14 protein-coding genes and 1 tRNA gene are annotated in these 17,977 nt (G+C 45.1%); 3 read left to right on the top strand and 12 right to left on the bottom strand.

Annotation, left to right across the window (positions count from 1 at the left end; genetic code table 11):
- Positions 1-113 precede the first annotated feature (113 nt).
- The 3 genes from cysW to QUA24_RS10375 form a co-directional block, all read right to left on the bottom strand.
- The gene (gene cysW, locus QUA24_RS10385) at positions 114-992 is read right to left on the bottom strand and encodes a sulfate ABC transporter permease subunit CysW (protein WP_333210548.1); all 879 of its coding nucleotides are present in this window, start codon (positions 990-992) and stop codon (positions 114-116) included.
- Positions 982-1,842: a sulfate ABC transporter permease subunit CysT gene (gene cysT, locus QUA24_RS10380; protein WP_333210546.1), complete on the bottom strand. Its 861-nt coding sequence runs from the start codon at positions 1,840-1,842 to the stop codon at positions 982-984. Before cysT ends, cysW begins: the two co-directional genes overlap by 11 nt.
- 100 nt (positions 1,843-1,942) lie before the next feature.
- Positions 1,943-3,088 (bottom strand): sulfate ABC transporter substrate-binding protein, encoded by a 1,146-nt coding sequence (locus tag QUA24_RS10375; RefSeq protein WP_333210545.1) that lies wholly within the window; start codon positions 3,086-3,088, stop codon positions 1,943-1,945.
- Between the two features lie 382 nt (positions 3,089-3,470).
- Between QUA24_RS10375 and QUA24_RS10370 the strand changes: the two genes are divergently transcribed.
- Both QUA24_RS10370 and QUA24_RS10365 read left to right on the top strand, forming a co-directional pair.
- Positions 3,471-5,627 (top strand): WD40 domain-containing protein, encoded by a 2,157-nt coding sequence (locus QUA24_RS10370; protein WP_333229380.1) that lies wholly within the window; start codon positions 3,471-3,473, stop codon positions 5,625-5,627.
- Between the two features lie 140 nt (positions 5,628-5,767).
- Positions 5,768-5,840 (top strand) — tRNA-Thr (locus tag QUA24_RS10365).
- 164 nt (positions 5,841-6,004) lie between these two features.
- Here QUA24_RS10365 and QUA24_RS10360 read toward each other — a convergent pair.
- The 8 genes from QUA24_RS10360 to QUA24_RS10325 form a co-directional block, all read right to left on the bottom strand.
- On the bottom strand, positions 6,005-7,894 hold the full coding sequence (locus QUA24_RS10360; RefSeq protein WP_333229378.1) for an aminopeptidase P family protein: 1,890 nt from the start codon (positions 7,892-7,894) through the stop codon (positions 6,005-6,007).
- Positions 7,895-7,910: 16 nt separating this feature from the next.
- Positions 7,911-9,083, bottom strand: coding sequence for a pyridoxal phosphate-dependent aminotransferase (locus QUA24_RS10355; RefSeq protein WP_445242597.1), 1,173 nt, complete (start codon positions 9,081-9,083; stop codon positions 7,911-7,913).
- A gap of 84 nt (positions 9,084-9,167) precedes the next feature.
- The gene (locus tag QUA24_RS10350) at positions 9,168-12,209 is read right to left on the bottom strand and encodes an SMC family ATPase (protein ID WP_333229376.1); all 3,042 of its coding nucleotides are present in this window, start codon (positions 12,207-12,209) and stop codon (positions 9,168-9,170) included.
- 237 nt (positions 12,210-12,446) lie between these two features.
- A complete protein-coding gene (locus QUA24_RS10345; protein WP_333229374.1) occupies positions 12,447-13,622 on the bottom strand; it encodes an exonuclease SbcCD subunit D in 1,176 nt (391 codons plus the stop codon).
- Positions 13,623-13,667: 45 nt separating this feature from the next.
- The gene (locus tag QUA24_RS10340) at positions 13,668-13,835 is read right to left on the bottom strand and encodes a DUF433 domain-containing protein (RefSeq protein ID WP_445242599.1); all 168 of its coding nucleotides are present in this window, start codon (positions 13,833-13,835) and stop codon (positions 13,668-13,670) included.
- 84 nt (positions 13,836-13,919) lie between these two features.
- Positions 13,920-14,261 (bottom strand): DUF5615 family PIN-like protein, encoded by a 342-nt coding sequence (locus QUA24_RS10335; RefSeq protein WP_333229372.1) that lies wholly within the window; start codon positions 14,259-14,261, stop codon positions 13,920-13,922.
- A gap of 3 nt (positions 14,262-14,264) precedes the next feature.
- Positions 14,265-14,591, bottom strand: a complete 327-nt coding sequence (locus QUA24_RS10330) for a DUF433 domain-containing protein (RefSeq protein WP_333229370.1) — start codon at positions 14,589-14,591, stop codon at positions 14,265-14,267.
- A 79-nt stretch (positions 14,592-14,670) separates the two neighbouring features.
- Entirely contained in the window at positions 14,671-15,564 is an 894-nt protein-coding gene (locus QUA24_RS10325) for an ion channel (protein ID WP_333229368.1), read from the bottom strand.
- A 112-nt stretch (positions 15,565-15,676) separates the two neighbouring features.
- On the opposite strand from QUA24_RS10325, the gene QUA24_RS10320 reads away from it, so the two are divergent.
- Positions 15,677-16,021: a hypothetical protein gene (locus tag QUA24_RS10320; RefSeq protein WP_333229366.1), complete on the top strand. Its 345-nt coding sequence runs from the start codon at positions 15,677-15,679 to the stop codon at positions 16,019-16,021.
- Between the two features lie 139 nt (positions 16,022-16,160).
- Here the strand turns inward: QUA24_RS10320 and QUA24_RS10315 are convergent, their stop codons facing one another.
- Positions 16,161-17,507 carry a hypothetical protein gene (locus QUA24_RS10315; protein ID WP_445242596.1) on the bottom strand — a complete coding sequence of 449 codons (1,347 nt, stop codon included), beginning with the start codon at positions 17,505-17,507 and terminating at the stop codon, positions 16,161-16,163.
- Between the last annotated feature and the right edge of the window lie 470 nt (positions 17,508-17,977).

Genomic DNA, 17,977 nt, shown 5'->3' with positions numbered 1-17,977 from the left:
AGATTTTCGAGCTTCCAACCAGATTGTCGATAGCGCCGCATTTTACTAATGACTCGTTTGAGGGATGAGGTTCACAGCGCGCACCCTAATGACTAATGACTAATGACTAATGACTATTCTGCAACTTCTTTGATCCTAGTTTTTCGTTCTAAAATCTCCTTAAGCACGAGGGTAACAACTGCTAAAAGACCGAGAACTACCGCCGCCGAAAATGCGGCTTGCGTCGCGTACTGCTTGTAAGCATCCTCTACAAACAAAGGCAAAGTTTGCGTTTTTTTAGCAATATTTCCCGACACCACAGAGACGGCTCCAAATTCTCCCATTGCTCTAGCATTGGTCAAAATTACTCCGTAAAGCAATCCCCAGCGAATACTCGGAAGCGTGACATTCCAGAAAATTTGCCAGTCATTTGCTCCCAAAGTTTTCGCCGCCTCTTCTTGATCTGTTCCCACTTCTTCCAAAACAGGAATTACTTCGCGCGCCACAAAAGGCAAGGTAACAAAAGCAGTAGCCAGCACCATTCCAGGGAAGGCAAAAATAACCCTGATATTGGCCGCCTCCAGCCATGGCCCGAACCATCCCACTCGACCGTAAAGCAGTACAATCATTAAACCTGCAACTACGGGAGAGATGGCAAAAGGCACGTCTAAAAGGCTGATTAATAGCGTGCGGCCCCGAAATTTATTGCGACCAATTACCCAGGCTGCACACAAACCGAATACTGTATTTATAGGCACAACTATCAGAGAAATTACCAGGGTAAGTTGCGCTGCGTGCAGAAAATCCGGCGAAGTTAAGTTAGACAAAAATGGCTCAAATCCCTTTCTGAAAGCTTGATAAAAAACGTTGAGAGTGGGGATAAATAAGACCAGAGCGAGATAGCCGATCGCAATTCCGATCAAAGTTGGTTTTACCCAAGCTTTTTCCTGACTCCGGCTAGAACCACTGGGCGGAAATTTGTAACCAGCGGGTGAATTGATATTAGCCGTCATAGCGTCTTCTCCATGCTTGTAATAGATTTATGGCGAACAGCATTGCCAGGGAAATAGCTAACATGAAAGTGCCAATAACTGTTGCTCCTGCATAGTCGTACTGTTCCAACCTTTGGAAAATTAAAACTGGCGCGATCAAATCTTTGAACGGTATGTTAGAAGCTACAATTACAGTAGATCCGTACTCGCCAACCGCTCGCGAAAAGCCAAGTGCTACTCCGGTCAAAATAGACGGAAATAGTGGCGGCAAAACTACTCGCCAGAAGGTTTCAAATTGAGAAGCCCCTAAGCACCAAGCTGCTTCTTCGATATCTTTTTCCATTTCGTTTAAAACTGGCTGTACGGTTCTAACGATAAATGGCAAAGAAATAAATATCATCGCTATACCTACGCCCAATCGAGTAAACGATATCTTGATTCCCAAAGGTGCAAAAAGCGAACCAATCCAGCCGTTATCGCTGTAAACAGTGGCGAGAGTTAAACCTGCGACCGAGGTGGGCAGTGCAAAAGGCAAATCGACGATTGCATCGACAATCCGTTTTAAGGGAAAGTCGTAGCGGACTAATACCCAGGCAATTAATGTGCCGAATACTCCGTTAATTAATGCCGCAATTAATGCCGTAAAGAAGGTGACATCGTAGGCGGAAATGGCGATCGGACTGGTGGCAATTGCCCAAAATTCGGCGGGGTTGGCTGTGCTGGCTTTCAGCAGCATTGCTGCAACTGGAAGCAATAGCATTAAGCTGAGGTAGCCTAGGGTGATTCCCCAAGGTAATGTGATTTTGCCGATCGCCCTTTTGATATTTTCGATCGGAGATTGAGGGTTACTGATTGCAGATGATTCAGCCATAAGTCAATAGTTTTGAGTTGGAAAGAATAATTGCGCTCCGGGGCGGGTTTTACCAAAAATAATTGCCTAAAACCAATCATCTCGTAAACCCCCCCGGCCACTACTGTCTAATTGAACCTTGGATTTTGTCAAAAACAGCTCCATCATCGAAGAATTTCTTCTGAATATCTCCCCAACCTCCTAAGTCTTGAGCTGTAAATAGGGTTTTGATGGGGGCATATTTTTGGACAAATTCTGGTTCCGCCGCTACTGTCGCATCTACTGGGCGGAAGCCTACTTTGGCAAATTCTCGCTGAGCTTCTGGGGTATACAGAAATTTGACAAATGCTTCGGCGACTTCGCGAGTACCGTGTTTATCAACGTTTTTATCGACAATGGCAATCGGATTGTCGATCGAAACATTGACTTCGGGAATAGTATAAGTCGGTTTTTCGCCTTTCTCACCGGCCAGAAGAATCTCGTTTTCGTAGTTAATTAAGGCGTCACCTTGGCCTTGTTTGAAAAATACGTCGGTGGCTTCGCGGGCGTCTTTAGTCAGAATCGGGACGTTTTTGTAGACTTTGCTAGTAAAGTCTAATGCTTTCGTTTCGTCTCCTCCGGTTTTAACAACCGAACCCCAAAGTGCGAGGAAATTCCAGCGTGCAACGCCTGATGTTTTAGGATCGGCAGTAATCACTTTTACTCCGTCTTTGCTTAAATCTTCCCAGGTTTTGATGCCTTTGGGATTGCCTTCGCGGGTGACTATTGCTCCTACGGATTTGCTGACTATGCCTTCGTTAGGGACTTCTTTTTCCCACCCGGGCTCAATGAGTCCGGCTTTTTCGATTTTTGCGGTGTCGAGGGCGAGGGCTAGGTGTACGATGTCTGCTTCTAAACCGTCAATTACGGCCCGAGTTTGGGAACCGGAACCGCCGTAGCTTTGGTTGAAGGTGACGGTTTGGCCTTTTTCTTTTTGCCATTGTTCTACGAATTTGGGAATTATCGCTTCGTGGGCGGCTTTGGTGACGGCGAAGGATACTAGAGTTAATTCTACGTTGCCTTTGTTGGCTGCTGGGCTAGCACCGCCTGGAGTGGCTGCAGGATTGTTGGTGGTTCCCTGGCCGCAGGATGCAACGGCCAGACTTAAAGTTATTCCCACTAAAAATAGCGATACAAATCTTCTCATGGCAGTAAATGATTGATTTGTGCTGGCTGATCGCTGTTGCGGCCAGTAAAGGTGTTGAGTTAGGCGTTGCCACGGGCTCATTATATTTGTTCCTCTAGATAAACTACGGTTCTTGGGTAGGAATACCGTAATTATGGTTGTGAAGTACGATTATAGACAAGAGCGAGTCAAAAGGCAACAAAAAAAACAAAGTGGGGGAACTCAGGGTCGATCGCATATCCTGAAGTCTTTTCCGTCAGTGTTTTCTATTCAGATTCGGGGTAAAATGTAAAGTGTATAAATAAATATTATTATTAAGTTAAGGTGCTAAGCTGGCGCGGCTGCACGATTCGCCTGCACGATACGCCTTACATATAGCATCGGCCGATCGCCCAAATCTAATAGCCCTGCCAAGAGTCCCCGCCCCAGCGAGATATCCCTGACTCGCGCGATCGCCCTTAAGTAAGAAAAAGTTTTAACTGGTATGCCCTTACCCCGCCCCGTCTCAGACACCCTAATTGAACTGTTGAAGCCTGTAGCCTCGGAATTGGGAGAAAGATTGGGAGCAAGCGCTGTCAACGAACGCTATGCAGAAATTGAGCCATCTGGTTCTTCAGCTTTGAACCAGCAAATCAAAAAAGACCCCCGCTGGATTAAAGCACAAGTGAGATATTTGCAGCGGCAGCAGGCCAGAGAACAAGAATTAATCGCGATCGCCGACGCAGAAGAAAGGGTAAAGGAAGAACGGGCTAATCGAATTAAGGCACAAGAAGTAAGAGATAAGCGGGCAATTAGCCGGCTTTGCCGCGACTTAATGCGGGAGTTTCAATCAGAAGCAATTCGAGTTAAGCTGAGCGAAATTCAAACAATTTGGGACAGGGACAACTGGTTTTCTAATTTGAGCAGGCAGGAAACTGAACAGATTTTGCAGCAGCAACAGCACCGATTGCTGCTGTTAGTTGCTCCCGCAAAAATTAGCCAAGATTGCCCCGATTCGTTTCGCCACAATCTGAATATCGAGCTGCCGGCTAAGTTAAGAGCTTTTTTGAACCAGCACTACCCCCCGCACGGAGAGTTGTGCCCGGTTCAGTTTTACGGAGACTATTTCAAAAAATCCATTTCTGATATTGATGTGGAGCGGTTGCAGACTGTGTTGTCTCCCGTACCGACAGCTATACTGTACAGCGATATCAGCGATTATGAAGTTAATTTTCATGTGGGTTTTTGGGGAGTCATCAATCAGAGCGTTTCTCTAGTGGCGATGCAGCCTTGGAATTGGGAAGAGGTTTATCATCAGTTGGAGGCGGAGGGGAAAGATCAAAAGCTGAGCCTGCGGATTATTCGGCAAATAATTGTGACTATTCACAAGTTATTGGCCGCTTTTTTAGCTGATTTGTATTATTTAAATATTGATTTTACTCACGAACCTCAGTTATTTAAATTAGAGGCGGAATTTGCTCATGAATGGTTTTCTAAAGATTGGGCCCAACCGTATATTGAAACTCTTAAAGAAATTCAGGAGCAGCAGCGAATAGTCTATAAGGGAGAGATGCGGCGGCTGGCGCTGCGAGAGGCAAAAGCTAAGGCGGAACGCCAGCGTTTGGAGGAGGCTGAACTCAAACGTAGAGAGGAAGCTGAGGCGGCAGCTAAGCGGGTGAAGGAATTAGCTCACAAATTAAAACATCAAAAATGGCGGTGTGTATATACGCTGCCGGGACATTCATCGTTTGTGAATTCTCTGGCGATTAGCCCTGACGGTAAAATTATGGCTAGCGGTAGTTGGGATAAAACTATTAAGATTTGGAATTTAGAAACAGCGGAATTAATTGGCAATCTGACGGGACATTCCGATCGCGTAAATTCGGTTGCGATTAGCTATGACGGAAAAATGTTGGTCAGCGGCAGTTCGGACGAAACAATTAAGTTTTGGAATTTACACAGTGGCGATTTGCTGTGTACTTTTCCGGGACATTCTATGGAGGTGAATTCGGTGGCGATTAACCCGAAGCGCCTGGTAATTGCTAGCTGCGGCGGGGCTGATAATACGATTAAGCTGTGGAATTTGCGGAGTGGTGAGTTGCTGCGGACTTTGAAGGGTCATTCTGACAATGTGAATGCGGTGGTTTTTAGCCCGGACGGTAAAATATTAGCCAGTGGCAGTTCGGATGCGACGAGCAAGGTTTGGGATGTGGAAAGTGGCAAGTTGCTGCGGACTCTTTCGGGGTTGAATGTTGGGGTGAATTCTGTGGCGATCGCACCGGACGGTCAGATTCTTGCTAGCGTCAGCAATGATTATACGATTAAGCTGCGGAATTTGCACACGGGCAGTTTGTTGCGGATTTTAAATACTAATTCTGGAAGGGGAAAGGGTGTAACGAATTTAGGAACGAATGAGGCGGTGCATATTTTGCAGAATTATGTGAGTCGGGGCGAGTCGGTGGCTATCAGTCGGGACGGTTTGACTTTGGCTAGCGGGTGCGATGATAATACGATTAATATTTGGAATTTGCAGACGGGGGAGTTGTTGACCAGTCTTAAGGGACATTCGGGTACGGTGTACTCGGTGGCGATCGCACCTTCGGGCAATTTGCTCGCCAGCGGCAGTGCGGATCAGACGATTAAGATTTGGCGCTGCGATTAGTTAATTGGCAGTGGGCTGTGGGCAGCGGGCAGACAATTCCGGTTTTGCCCTTACGGGGAGGGGTTTTGGGGGAATTTGAAAAAAAAATTGGCTGGGGGGGTTGCGCTGATGACTATAAGTTTGCTATATTAAGTTTCACTGCTGGTGTAACTCAGTTGGTAGAGTAGCTGATTTGTAATCAGCCTGTCGCAGGTTCAAATCCTGTCACCAGCTTTATAGCAGTTTTCAATCGGATTAAATACAGTAGGGACATGGCAGTGCCGTGTCCCTATCTGATATATGCTATTTTGTACCTTTGGGGCGGGCTCGCGTGTCCACCCCACAAGAGTTTCCCGAAAAATAGGTGCACAAGTTAAATGTGCGACAAATTACAAGGCTTAACCTAACGCAGTGCAGGCTGTTTTCAACCATTCAATTACTGCTCCATCAAGTACGGGTTCCAGCTTCTCAACTACAGCAGCATGATAATTATTCAACCATGCTAGTTGAGTCTTTGACAGCCGATCGACATTAATCAATTTTTTGTCAAACGGAATATACGTCAGCGATTCAAATCCGTACCAAACCGTACCGTTTTTGGATGGCATTTCCCTGACAACATAGAGATTTTCGATGCGAATTCCGCCCCATCCCGGTTCGTAATATCCCGGTTCGATGCTCGTTACCATTCCGGCTTCCAGGGAATACTGCACAGATTTGCTGATGCCGTTTGGCCCTTCGTGACCAGCTAAAAACGCGCCGACTCCGTGCCCTGTGCCATGTCCGTAGTCTAGCTGTTCTTGCCATAATACCGCACGGGCGATCGCATCTAATTGCGCTCCCGCTGTTCCTTTGGGGAATTGCTGCATTGCACAGTTGATGTGCGCGATTAAAACTGTGGTGTAGTGTTCTATTTGTAGCGCCGTCGGTTCTCCGATACTTATTGTTCTTGTATCGTCGGTTGTACCTGCTAAATATTGCGCTCCTGAGTCGAGCAGCAGCAATTCTCCGGGTTTTAAGGTGATTTCAGGGCTGGGGGTTCCGTAATGTACGATCGAGCTATTGGCTCCCGCACCTGCGATCGTTCTAAAAGTTAAAGTCTGAAAATCTGTTTCTTGCTGGTAAAATTTTTCGATGCTTTCTTTGACATCAAACTCGGTCACTACCTTACCATTTTCTAGCTGTTCTGTCAACCACTTTAAAGCCAAAGTTTTGGCTCGACTTGCTTTGAAATTAGCTGATTTCATCTGCTCGATTTCAACCGGATTTTTGCGAGCTTTCATCCCTTCTACCGGATGAGTATAAAAAACTATTTCGATGTTGTAAAACTGCGCTTCTTGATGGTTTAATATTAACTGGTACGTGCCTGCTGTGCTGTGTTTAGGGTCTAAAAGTACCCGAACTTTATGTGGCAAATTTACGCAAGTTTCTAATGTATGCGGATAGTCTGCGTAGGGAAGCAAAGTTACATCCGCCCGCAATTCTTGCTTAATTTCTAGCGAAATTCGTTCGGGATTAGTAAACAAAAACGCTGAATCTGTGGTGATAATGGCATAGGATATGAAAATGGGAATATGGGGAATATCCGAGCCTCGGAGATTGAACAGCCACGCTATTTGATTCAGGTTGGTAATCGGAAGCACATCAATGTTGGCTTTTTGCATCGCTTCCCTGACTCTGGCTAATTTTTCGGCGGCGGTTTCTCCTGTCAGGGATACAGGTAAGCTAAATATGGGCTCTGCATCAATCGCGGGTAAAGTCTCTGCTGTTTGCCAAGGAGTTTGCGATCGCACTTTGTCTGTCAAATTCTCCCGGATTGGTGTGAGTTCAATATCCGCAGTTGCAAATTTTTTCACCCAATTTTGATATTGCTCTGTCGCTACGGTAAATGGGTCAAAACCCATGCGAATTTTTCTTGATTTTTCGGTCGATTCTACAGCCAGTTTTTCTAAAGTTTCAATTAAGGTTAAATTTCCTTCTAAGCCGAGTTTCGATATTTGAATAATTCCAGTATCGACTTGCAATTCGGCTTGTTCGTAATAGCGGGAATCCACAAACAACCAAGCGGAATCTTTGCCCACCAACAAATCACCAGCGGAACCCGTAAAACCGCACATCCAAGCTCGCCGCTGCTTGGCTGCTGGAACTGATAAATTTAAGTGTTCGTCAACCGCTGGGATAAAATAGCAATATAAGTCGTAATCTGCCATTAAATCGCGCAAATCTGCCAGTTTTGCGGCGCAGGTATCTTGAATCTTTGTATTTGCTTTTAAGTTCGTAGCAACCATTTTTATTTTTCCTATTTTACTTGTTTAAAATTGTCTTCAAACCTTTAACTAATCTCCTAATACCTGCGGTGGCGGTTGCTTTCTCCAAAGCACCATAAGCAACGCGCAAATAGCAGCCACTATCCATGCCAAAGGTTGTACCGGGAAGCACTGCTACGTGATATTCCCGAATTAAGTGTTCTACTAATTCCATTGTATCGAGTTCAGTATCAACTTTCAAGAAAAAGTAGAAAGCTCCGGCGGCAGGGGAAATTGTACACAAATTTTGGATAGTATTGAGTTCGTCTAATACGAGTTGTCGCACAGATGCGATCGCCCTTACATAATTATCGCAGTAACCTCTACCAACTTGCAAGGCTCCCAAGGCTGCATACTGAGAAATTACGGGCGGACAAATCAAGATTGTATCTTGAATTTTTCTCACTGAAACGAGCAAGTGTTCTGGTATTACCATATACCCGATCCGCCAACTCGCAAAACCGTAGGCTTTGGAGAGGCTAAACAGAGAAATTGTATGTTCGCTGCTGTTGGGAAAAGCGGCGGGCGAACAGTGTTTGACGCCGTTATAAGTAAAATATTCGTAGGCTTCATCGCTGATGTGATATATGTTGTGCTGGCGACAAAGTTCGTTAATTTCTCGGAGTGCTTCGGAAGGATAAACAACACCAGTGGGATTATTTGGGGAAATGGTAACTATGGCTCGCGTTTTGTCGGTAATTGCTTTTTTTATAGCATCGATATTAAGTTGATAATTGCCGTCAGTTTCTACTATCACAGGTCGGCAATTTGCCATAATTGCCGCCATTTCGTGGTTAAAGTAATAAGGTAATTGGATAATAACTTCGTCCCCCGCCGAGGTGATGGCGAGAATGGCGTTGGTAAATCCCATGTTGCTGCCTGCGGTAACGACAATGCAGTTTTTCCTGTTAATTTCTATGTCGTTATCGGTTTTAAGTTTGGCTGCAATAGCATCTTGTAATTGTGGAATTCCTTCCACGGCTTTGTATTTGTGATTATCGGTATTTGCGAAAAATTCGGGAATTCGGTCAAATGATTCTTGTGGCGGAGGGTAGTAAACTACCCCTTGTCCTAAAGATATTGTTCCCGGATTTTGGCGGATCAGTTCGCCAACTACTGGAATTATTGGCGACTGTACCGATTGCATTCGACTCGGGTGATTTTTCATCATATATCATAGGTAATTGTAGGGCAGGTTTCGTGATAATGTACGTCCTGAAGCAAGTTTACTATTTCACGCACTCGCCTCTCCGCTTCAGGATCTATGTACTTCTATTTTAGAACCTTGCGGGGATTTAGAAACTTTAACTTGTGCGGGCAATCTTTCGCCCAATTCTCGAACGTGGGTAATCACTCCAATCAGCCTGTCTCGCTGCCGCAAAGATTCTAAAATTTGAGTAACGCTTTCGAGAGTTTCGGTATCTAAAGTACCAAATCCTTCATCGAGAAACAAGCTGCCCAAGTGAGTTCCTTGAGACAGCTTTTCTGACAAAGCTAAAGCCATTGATAAGGAAGTGGCAAAGGTTTCGCCACCGGAAAGGGTTCGCACTCGTCTAGCTTCGCCACCGTTCCAATTATCTGCTACCCAGTATTCGCCGTCTTGGTTTATTAGTTTGTAGCGATTTTCGGTTAATTCTTGCAAAATTAATGTGGCGCTGCCGACTAATTCTGCTTCTAAATGTTCTAAAATGTAGGATTGAAATTCGTTGGATTTGAGATTCTGCGCTAAGGTGTGATAAGTTTGCTCTTGTTCTGTGAAATTGGTGATTTGCTGTGACAGTCTTTCGGCTTGTTCGAGATTTTGGGCTGCTACTTGAATCCAAGCTAACAGTTCGGCGCGGTTGTTGTTGGCTTGTTTAAGGTTTTCTTGGGCGGTATGTTTTGCCGATCGCACTTGTGCTAAATTATTCTCATCGGTAGTTCTGCCTGCGATCGCCTCGCTCAAATCTTTTGCCCGCGTCTCTAACTGAATTTTTGATTCGCGGTGAGAGCGAATAGCATTTTCCCATTCTGATTGTTCCTTAACTGTCGCAACCGCTGCTAAAAATGTCTCTTCTGTGAAATTAGCCGCCGTTAATTTTGCTGACCAATCCATGTTTAACTGCTGTTTATGAGCCTGGGCTTGTCCAAAAGCTTCTCCAGCTTGTTGCTCTCTCTCAGCAGCTTGAATAACCTTATTTTGAGCAGTTTGGTAGGATTTTTCGGCAACTTTTAGCAGATTTGCCAAGTCTTGCTTGTCTTGTTCTAAGGCTTTTGCTAAATTAGCATAAGGTTGATATTCGGTAATTTGATAAAGCGCATTTACACAACTTTGCAACTGCTGCTGGCGACGGTCTGATTCGGCGATCGCATCTTGATATTCCTGCTGTTTAGCTGCTTGAGTCGCCACAGCAAAATTAAATTTTTGTTGAAAATTATCATATTCCAATGATGCGAGTTGGAACTGCTGTTCGGTTTGGCGGTATTGGCGATCGCTCTCTTTAAGGAGTGCCAACTCCTGCTGCAACCCCAAGCTTTCCCACTGAGGATTTTCCAGCACATGAGTAATTTCCTGCTGCAATTGAGCAACTTTATTCGCAGTTAATTCCAACATTTGAGCAATTTCCGACTCTTTTTGCAGGCAGGCTGCCACTGCACTTTTTCCCTCAGCAGCAAACCTTTGAGCATCTTGAAAAACCTGATTTGCAGCAGCCAATTTTTGCCGCAAACCAGCCACATCGACAATGTTAGAATTGGGCAAAGGAGGGAGCCGATCGCTCTCAGGATGCACCCCCCCGCACACCGGGCAAGTATCGCCAGAATTCAGCGACATTCTGACAGCAGCCACACTCTCTAAACGTGCGGCTTCCGCATTAGCAGTTTGGGCTACTTCTAAGTCGCGATCACACTCTTTTAATCGGATTTCTGCTGCTTCTAAATTAGCGGCAACCTGCACATAATTCTGTTGAGCTTTTTCCTTATCTGCCAGAGATTTATCCAACTGTTCTTGCTGAGTCTTTTGCTGCTTGGTAATTAGCTGCAATTCCATCAATAAGGGTGAAATTTGCTGCAATTGCTCTAAACGCTTTCCTCCCGGCGCATACTGTTCGAGCTGTGCTGCTGCTTGAGTAACTCGAAAACCCGCGCCTTGAATTTTAGTGTTAGCAGCTTGCAGTTCTTTATCTGCTGCCATAAAAAAGCGGAGTTTTTCCTGTTGAATTTTTTGGGCAAGCGCAACTTCTTTTTCTAATTGAGCGCGTTGTTCTTCATATACTTTAGCAGCAGCTAGAGCATCTTCGCGAGCCTTAATTTGTGGCGCTAGCACCTCTTCTTTAGCTTTTGCCGCGTCAAGTTGCTGCTGCTCTACTGCTAGCTCAGAGCGAGCTTTAATTAACTGCTTTCGCGCTGCCACTGAGGCACTTTCGGCAGTTTCATACTGACTGCGAGCCGATCGCACTAAAGCCCAATCTCCCTGTAAATGATTGGCAGCTTGCGCTCTTTCTAAACGCTGTGCTAAAATTGTCACCTCGGCAGAATTAGCATTTAATTGGGTCAGTTGTTGTTGCAGCTCTTGCCAGCGAGCGATTTGCGAAAATAGCTGTTCCTCTTCATCTAGATCCTTCTGAGCTTTCATCACAGCGCGATCGAACTGGGGCAACTGCTGCTCTAAAATCAAAAGTTGCGATCGTCTTTGAGCCACCTCATCCGCTGTCGGCGCACTCAAATCCGCTAGCTGCCTTTCCACCATTTCCCGTTCCTGTTTCAGCAACTTTGCGAGTTCATTTGTTTCCTTCCGCATCTGCTCAAAAATCTCAAATCCCGCTAGCTGCCGCAAAATTTCCCGGCGTTTTGATGTATCCCCTTTAATAAACTCATCAAACTTGCCTTGAGGCAGAACAATTGCTCGCGTAAAAGTATCAAAATCCATTCCTAAAATCTGTTCAATGGTATTTTGAACAGCAACGATACTCGTCCCCAAAGTTTCCCATTGACCATTTTGCCAGTTGTCCAAAATCACCTTATTTTCGGGATATTTCGGACGAAAACGCCACCTTCGCGTCACCCGATACTGTGCCGAACCCACAGCAAAACGCAACTGTACTTTTAAATTTTCGCTGCCTTGACTCGCCAAATCACTGACTTGTTTGCCACTGCGAGTAGTAGTGCCAAACAGAGCGTAAGTCATGGCATCTAACAGTGAAGATTTGCCCGCACCTGTAGCACCAGTAATTGCAAACAAATCGAGTTGACCAAAATCTAAACGCTGTTCCTGGTGGAAGCTGGTAAATCCTTCGAGAATAAGTTCGAGTGGACGCATATTGATTTTAGTTTTAGGATTTGGGGTTTTAGATTGTTATATTCAGGTCTACAGTCTTCCCTATCCCCACTAACCCCCCTTAACAAGGGGGGGACAAGAGTATTATCAAAGTCCCCCTTCTTAAGGGGGATTTAGGGGGATCTAGACTCGACTACAAGCGACATTGAGCGTGGGTTTCAGTCTTAACACTATTTGAAAATTGAGATTTTGGATTTTGGATTGTATCTTTTTACCCATTTAATTGTTAACTGTTTCCTTAAACTTCTTGTACAAATTTTTAAATTCCTCCAATACTGCCGGTTTCGGTGTCGTTCCCAATCGGTTTTGATAATAGTTGCAAAACTCGGCTGCCGGATCAAAATTATTGGGATCGATATTAGTTATTTCTGTTGCTTTTAGCGCTGCATCTGGATAGCGCGGTTCAATTAACAGCGCTTGAGAACAGATTTGGCGAACACGATCTGCAAGTCCGATTTGCGGACTGTCTAGTTCGACAATTACTTTCAAGAAACCCGGATGGTACTGATGAGCTTCTAAAGTTTCATCAAGATTGTCGTTATGACATTTAAGCACTTTTAACGGCTTGTGGCAAGCCACAGGCTTAAATTCCACCTTTGCCTGACTTCCCGGCTCAACTTCTATCAAGCAAAATCCTTTTTCCTGTTCCGCTTCTCCAAAATCTAACTGAATCAAAGAACCGGAATAATAAGCGGGAGAAGTCTCAGAAATCCGTTGGTGAATGTGGATGTGTCCGAGGGCAACATACTGAGCTTCCGGCGGCAGAGTTTGCGATGACAGCAGGTATTTTTCTCGCGTGTAATAAGCGGCTTCAGATTTTGCCAACCGAGCGCCGTCAATACTCATGTGTCCCATGAGAATATTGACAGTATTGTCTCTAAAATCCCTGGTTAAATCTTCGAGTAAATATGCTACGATTTCGCGGTAGTCTTTTCGGCGATCGGCATCGCCAGACTGCCAGAGAGAATTAGCATCTAACAGTCTTTGTTCGGAAGCGAAAGGCATCGCTCCCACACAAAGTTTACCGCTTTTTGTATTAAGAGTAATTGTGCCGCCGTCTGCGGAAAGCCTGGGTTTGCCTAAAGCGCGAACACCGGCGAGGGAAAGCAATTGCGCGATGCTGTCGATGCGGGATGCCGAATCGTGATTACCGGCGATCGCAATTGCGGGAATTCCTGCCGCTTGGAGTTCACAGAAAAAGTTATAAGCAATGCGTTCGGCGTAAGCGGGTGGGTTGGGTACGTCGAAAATGTCACCGGCAACGAGCACAACATCGACATCCAAGGCTTTTGCTTGCTTTAAAATCTGTTCGAGGGCGATCGCAATTTCAAAAGTGCGATCGATCCCTCGAAAACGTCGCCCTAAATGCCAGTCAGCAGTATGAATTATTCGCATAGTACAAGGAGTTTTTTGTTTATTTTCATAGAAACCTGTAACTTTTCAATCTTCCTCATTTTCGTGAATTGCTGTTTCAATCTCATCACGATATGCCTCAGCATAACTAAAAGCATTCACCAAATCTGCTGCACAGAGATCGGGATGACCTTCTAAAATATGAGCATCGGTGGCATCTTGACGCCGATAGCTTATTAACAGCCAAACAGGAATCCGCGTTTTTCAGATACAGGCGGCACCACCCATGACACCGGGAGTCTTTTGAATTCCCGACCCAAGGTATTCTATCATTTCTACTCACTCCGAAGGACGGTTAACTCGAATCAGTAAACTTCTCACTGTTTCTCGATTAGCAATAGCTTCATTAATGCGTAAAGCCAACAGATCCCTATTTGAATCATCTTTACAAACAATGATACCAGCATGGTCTGGTTGTAATGTATGCAGCCTGATAAAATGGCGGCGATTGAGCGTTAAAATAGCGCGGTCAATACTCACTGCAAAAGCTAACACTTCTTCATCAGGAATTTTTTGATTAGCATTTCCTGCTTCCTGTACGGTAAGGACATCGTGACCTAAAGTCCTCAATAATTCCACAACCCGCTTCGGAAATTGTTCATCTGCATAGAAACGCGCCACTTTTCAATCTTCCTCATTTTCTTGAATTGCTGTTTCAATCTCATCAGGATATGCCTCAGCATAAGCCCAAGCATTCGCCAAGTCAGCGGCACGCAGAGTCGGATAGTCTTCTAGGAGTTCAGCTTCAGAAATACCTAAACGGCGAGCATTCACCAGCACCCAAATAGGAATTCGCGTTTGTCTGATGCAAGCATCGCCGCCGCACACGCCGGGAGTCTTTTGAATTCCCGACCAAAATTTTCTTAAACTTTGGGCTAGTAATTCTATAGCTTGAGCCTTCTCTTCGGGAGTTAAAGCCAAGAGTTGCGGTTGCAATTCTTTCAGTGTCATCTTTGCAATTATTGAGGTCATGAATATTAATTTTTTTTGCCATACAGGTATTCTAGCACTGGTAGCTAAATCAAAACTTTCATTCCACAGGCTTCACATCGTGAAACCGAGTATAATCAACCACCCGCCCTCCCGTCGCCGATTTCAAAAGAATATCTACAAACCGCATATTCCACATAATTTCAGATGCCACAAAAGAATGTCGCGCATGAATAGTTTGCGAAACAGTTTCGTCAATTCCTGTTAACGTAATTACAATTTCCGCTTGCTGTTCCATCAAGTCTTTGGCAGTAAGTTGGTACAAAGGACTGCTCTCCTCAATTGCGTGCATAACCGTCCAAGTTAATGCAAAAACCGGAGAGTGACTCCGCATCAATTGCAAATCGTAAAAACGCCGCATAAATTCTCCTTCCGCTGTTACCTCGTCACGGATCAAAGTAGCTCGCTGCTGCGCTTCTAAAATTTGGTTAAAACGCTGATTTGCAGTGCGGTACATCAGAGTCGGAACGCCGTTGAAAGGAGCGATCACAGCTACGCGGCTGAAGATAACTCTAGCTGTTGGTCTGGAAAATCTCGAAAAAGCCAGTCCCGTCACCATCGCGACTCCCCACAAAGCAAAAAGCGCTTGGATCGCGACTATAGTATTAGCGTAATCCGTGCGCGGATACATAGCGCCGTAGCCGATCGTCGCCATTGTTTGGATGCTGAAATAAAAGGCATCTGGGAAAGAACCCGGCCGCGCGTTAGCAATGCAATCTCCTCCCGCCAAGTAAGCTAAGGCAAATAAAGAATTCGTGACTGTATAGGAGAGACAAATCAGCATGAAAAATTGTGGCCAAGAAAGAGTTAGTAGCCTGTGGTAGAGGTCGGCAAAATGCAGGCGAGGTACTCCCAACTTGACAATATTTAAGGGGAATTGTCCTTGGCGACTGACTAAACGAGCCTGTGGCTGGCGGTTGCGGGGAATTTTCATTGCGATTTGTAACTGCGGCTGTTTCAATTTGTAACTATTGCTTTGACCGGGAAAACTTATCCTTTAGACTGATGTCTGATTCCAAAAATTCGGATAAAAGCGGAGTTTAGAAATGGTTGAGCTTAACTGGCATGACTATCTCGTTATGGTTTCTTTTGTGGCTTCTATTGCGGGTCTAGTCCTGCTGGGTGATAATCGCAACTCGCAGCCAACGGACGATTCCCTAGGGGATAGCTTCGCCGCGCGTACTTTGAGCGAAGAAATCCTAATCAAGATGAGCTTTACTTACTGGATAGTGTACTGCATTTCTTTTTTCGGGCTGAAACTTCACCTACCAGAAGATAGCTGGTTATTGCTCAGTTTGAAGCTGACTACTGTTCTTTCTTACTTGTTAACTGCTTCTAGCATACTCAGCCTGCCGCTCCAACGCATGGCTGTTCGACAAATTGAAGATTAAAAAAAGTGTTTGTAGTGAGGACTTCAGTTTTTTCGATCGCGGTGAAGAAAAACTCAAGTCCTGACTGCAAAGCTATTTGAGTGATATTACCGGGCAATAAGCTCACAGTTAGCTGTGAGTATGCCACAAACTCGGTTGCTTAGGATTTAAAGCCTTTAGAGCTTTTCTTTTTCTCCTGCGGTTTAGACTTTGACTTATTAACTTCGCCTAAAGCTTCCTGAAATAAGTTGTGCAGGTGCACGGGAACGCTGGCAATTTCGGGGAGTTCGGGTTCTAAGGGTTTTTTAAACTCTTGCAGCAATGCATCTAAATCGCGTTCGATCTGAAAGTCTTTACGTTCCAATACAGTTTGCAAAATTTGTTCTAATTTCGTTGGATTAACTTTAGCTAACCGTTGCCAAATCCAGACATTAATTCCAGCATCTTCTAGATAGTTACGCACCAGCTTTTCGTAACCGGGAACGGTTGAAAAATCTTCGGCTGCTAGCAGTGCAGTAAATTGAGTGTAAGTAGACAAAAAGGTTTGTCCCCAGCGAGGATGAGAAAGTGCTGTCACCTGTTCGGCTTTCTTGAAGCGATCGGGCAATTCAACTTTCGGCATTACCATTTTTGAGTGAGGATCGCTATCGATCCCTACCTCCACTGAAGACGGATCTGCACCGGCTGCTGCTATAGCTGCTGCTTTAATTTCTTCTGCATCGACTCCAGCATCTTCAACGATCTCCGCCAGAGATTTATGTTCATCAATGCCGATATCCGCTAGGCGTTTTTTAGTGATGAATTCCTGAAATTCAGCCAACTGTTTATTCAGGTGATATCCCGATAGCGTAACTTCCTCGCTGCCAAAAAATTCGGTAAAATCTTCGTGGTACTGTTCTACCGAATGCCAAGCTTGCTCTAACAATTCCGGCGCATCGCTGTATAGGTTATTTTTGTGATTTTGCTTGAAATTGCCGATCGCCACCGCCAACTTCGGCTTGCCCAATTTCCCCATCGGTATCGGAGGGCCCGATAGTATCCACCAGTCATCGGTGAGAGGAGCAATCCGAACCCGCAAGATTTCTCCTAACTTAAAGCGAGACATTTCTGCAAGAAAATTAGGACTGTTGGGCTTGACCACGTAGTGCTTAGCCGTCAGCCAGTTCATCAGTTCAAACCTGTCGGGGGAAAGTTGAGTGATTTCAAATAAGCCGGTGAAGCTTCTGTGTTCCCAACTTTCCAGCAAGCTACGATCGCTCTCGGTTAAATCTGGCTGACTTTCGACAAATAGCTCGATCGGGGTTTTCTCTCCGACTTTACCTTCGATGGTAAAACTGTCAATCACTTGATTTTGCTGAGCAATATCGTAGCGCTCGCCGGTAGAGCGAGCTGCAGCATAAGCTTCCAAAGCTACCGCCAACTCTCCCTCAGCATCCAGCACAAAGTCAATTAAATTTTGCTTGAGTGTCCAAGCTCTTTCCAACATTTCATCCACAAGTAATACCAATTTTGAATGAGAAAATTTAGATTAACAATTATCGGACTTGAAGCCACCGACCCTTTACGATCCGGCTCCGATTGAAGAAAGCGCATCGCGCTCGATGTCTCAGTCCTGAATAAGTTTAATTTTAAGGCTAATAGTCAAAAAAAAATGTTAATCTCAAACGGAATCCTCCCGATTTGGTAAAAAGCATTTTTTAGGAGTGCGATCGTCCCGCACAGCAAAGCCTCTACGTCTCTGACGAGTTCTCACAGCGAACCGTCCTGTGAAATAAGAATCGTGCTGAAAAATGCGATTTCAAGGGAGCATAAAAATACCCTCTCCGATGTAGAGAGGGGCTTAAAATCCCCAAAAACTTCGCTAAACTCGCGTTAAAAACTGTGCTATCTATCAACAACAGTCCAAGACGCTGCAGCCGGGTTTTTTTGATCAAACACTTTCCTCCATTCCGGTACCCGGCTAAAAATAACCGGAAC

This window comes from Microcoleus sp. Pol12B5 (assembly GCF_036701335.1).
In the GTDB taxonomy this organism is placed as follows: Bacteria; Cyanobacteriota; Cyanobacteriia; order Cyanobacteriales; family Microcoleaceae; genus Microcoleus.
Note: the sequence above shows the minus strand (reverse complement) of the source record. Positions and strands in the feature narration are given on the sequence as shown.

What these genes read in the sequence shown, in the direction of transcription:
- QUA24_RS10345 (WP_333229374.1), bottom strand. Translation starts at nt 13,622, where the DNA reads ATGCGAATAATTCATACTGCTGACTGGCATTTAGGGCGACGTTTTCGA.
- QUA24_RS10350 (WP_333229376.1), bottom strand. Translation starts at nt 12,209, where the DNA reads ATGCGTCCACTCGAACTTATTCTCGAAGGATTTACCAGCTTCCACCAG.
- cysW (WP_333210548.1), bottom strand. Translation starts at nt 992, where the DNA reads ATGACGGCTAATATCAATTCACCCGCTGGTTACAAATTTCCGCCCAGT.
- QUA24_RS10375 (WP_333210545.1), bottom strand. Translation starts at nt 3,088, where the DNA reads ATGAGCCCGTGGCAACGCCTAACTCAACACCTTTACTGGCCGCAACAG.
- QUA24_RS10320 (WP_333229366.1), top strand. Translation starts at nt 15,677, where the DNA reads ATGGTTGAGCTTAACTGGCATGACTATCTCGTTATGGTTTCTTTTGTG.
- QUA24_RS10360 (WP_333229378.1), bottom strand. Translation starts at nt 7,894, where the DNA reads ATGGTTGCTACGAACTTAAAAGCAAATACAAAGATTCAAGATACCTGC.
- QUA24_RS10370 (WP_333229380.1), top strand. Translation starts at nt 3,471, where the DNA reads ATGCCCTTACCCCGCCCCGTCTCAGACACCCTAATTGAACTGTTGAAG.
- cysT (WP_333210546.1), bottom strand. Translation starts at nt 1,842, where the DNA reads ATGGCTGAATCATCTGCAATCAGTAACCCTCAATCTCCGATCGAAAAT.
- QUA24_RS10355 (WP_445242597.1), bottom strand. Translation starts at nt 9,083, where the DNA reads ATGATGAAAAATCACCCGAGTCGAATGCAATCGGTACAGTCGCCAATA.
- QUA24_RS10330 (WP_333229370.1), bottom strand. Translation starts at nt 14,591, where the DNA reads ATGACACTGAAAGAATTGCAACCGCAACTCTTGGCTTTAACTCCCGAA.
- QUA24_RS10325 (WP_333229368.1), bottom strand. Translation starts at nt 15,564, where the DNA reads ATGAAAATTCCCCGCAACCGCCAGCCACAGGCTCGTTTAGTCAGTCGC.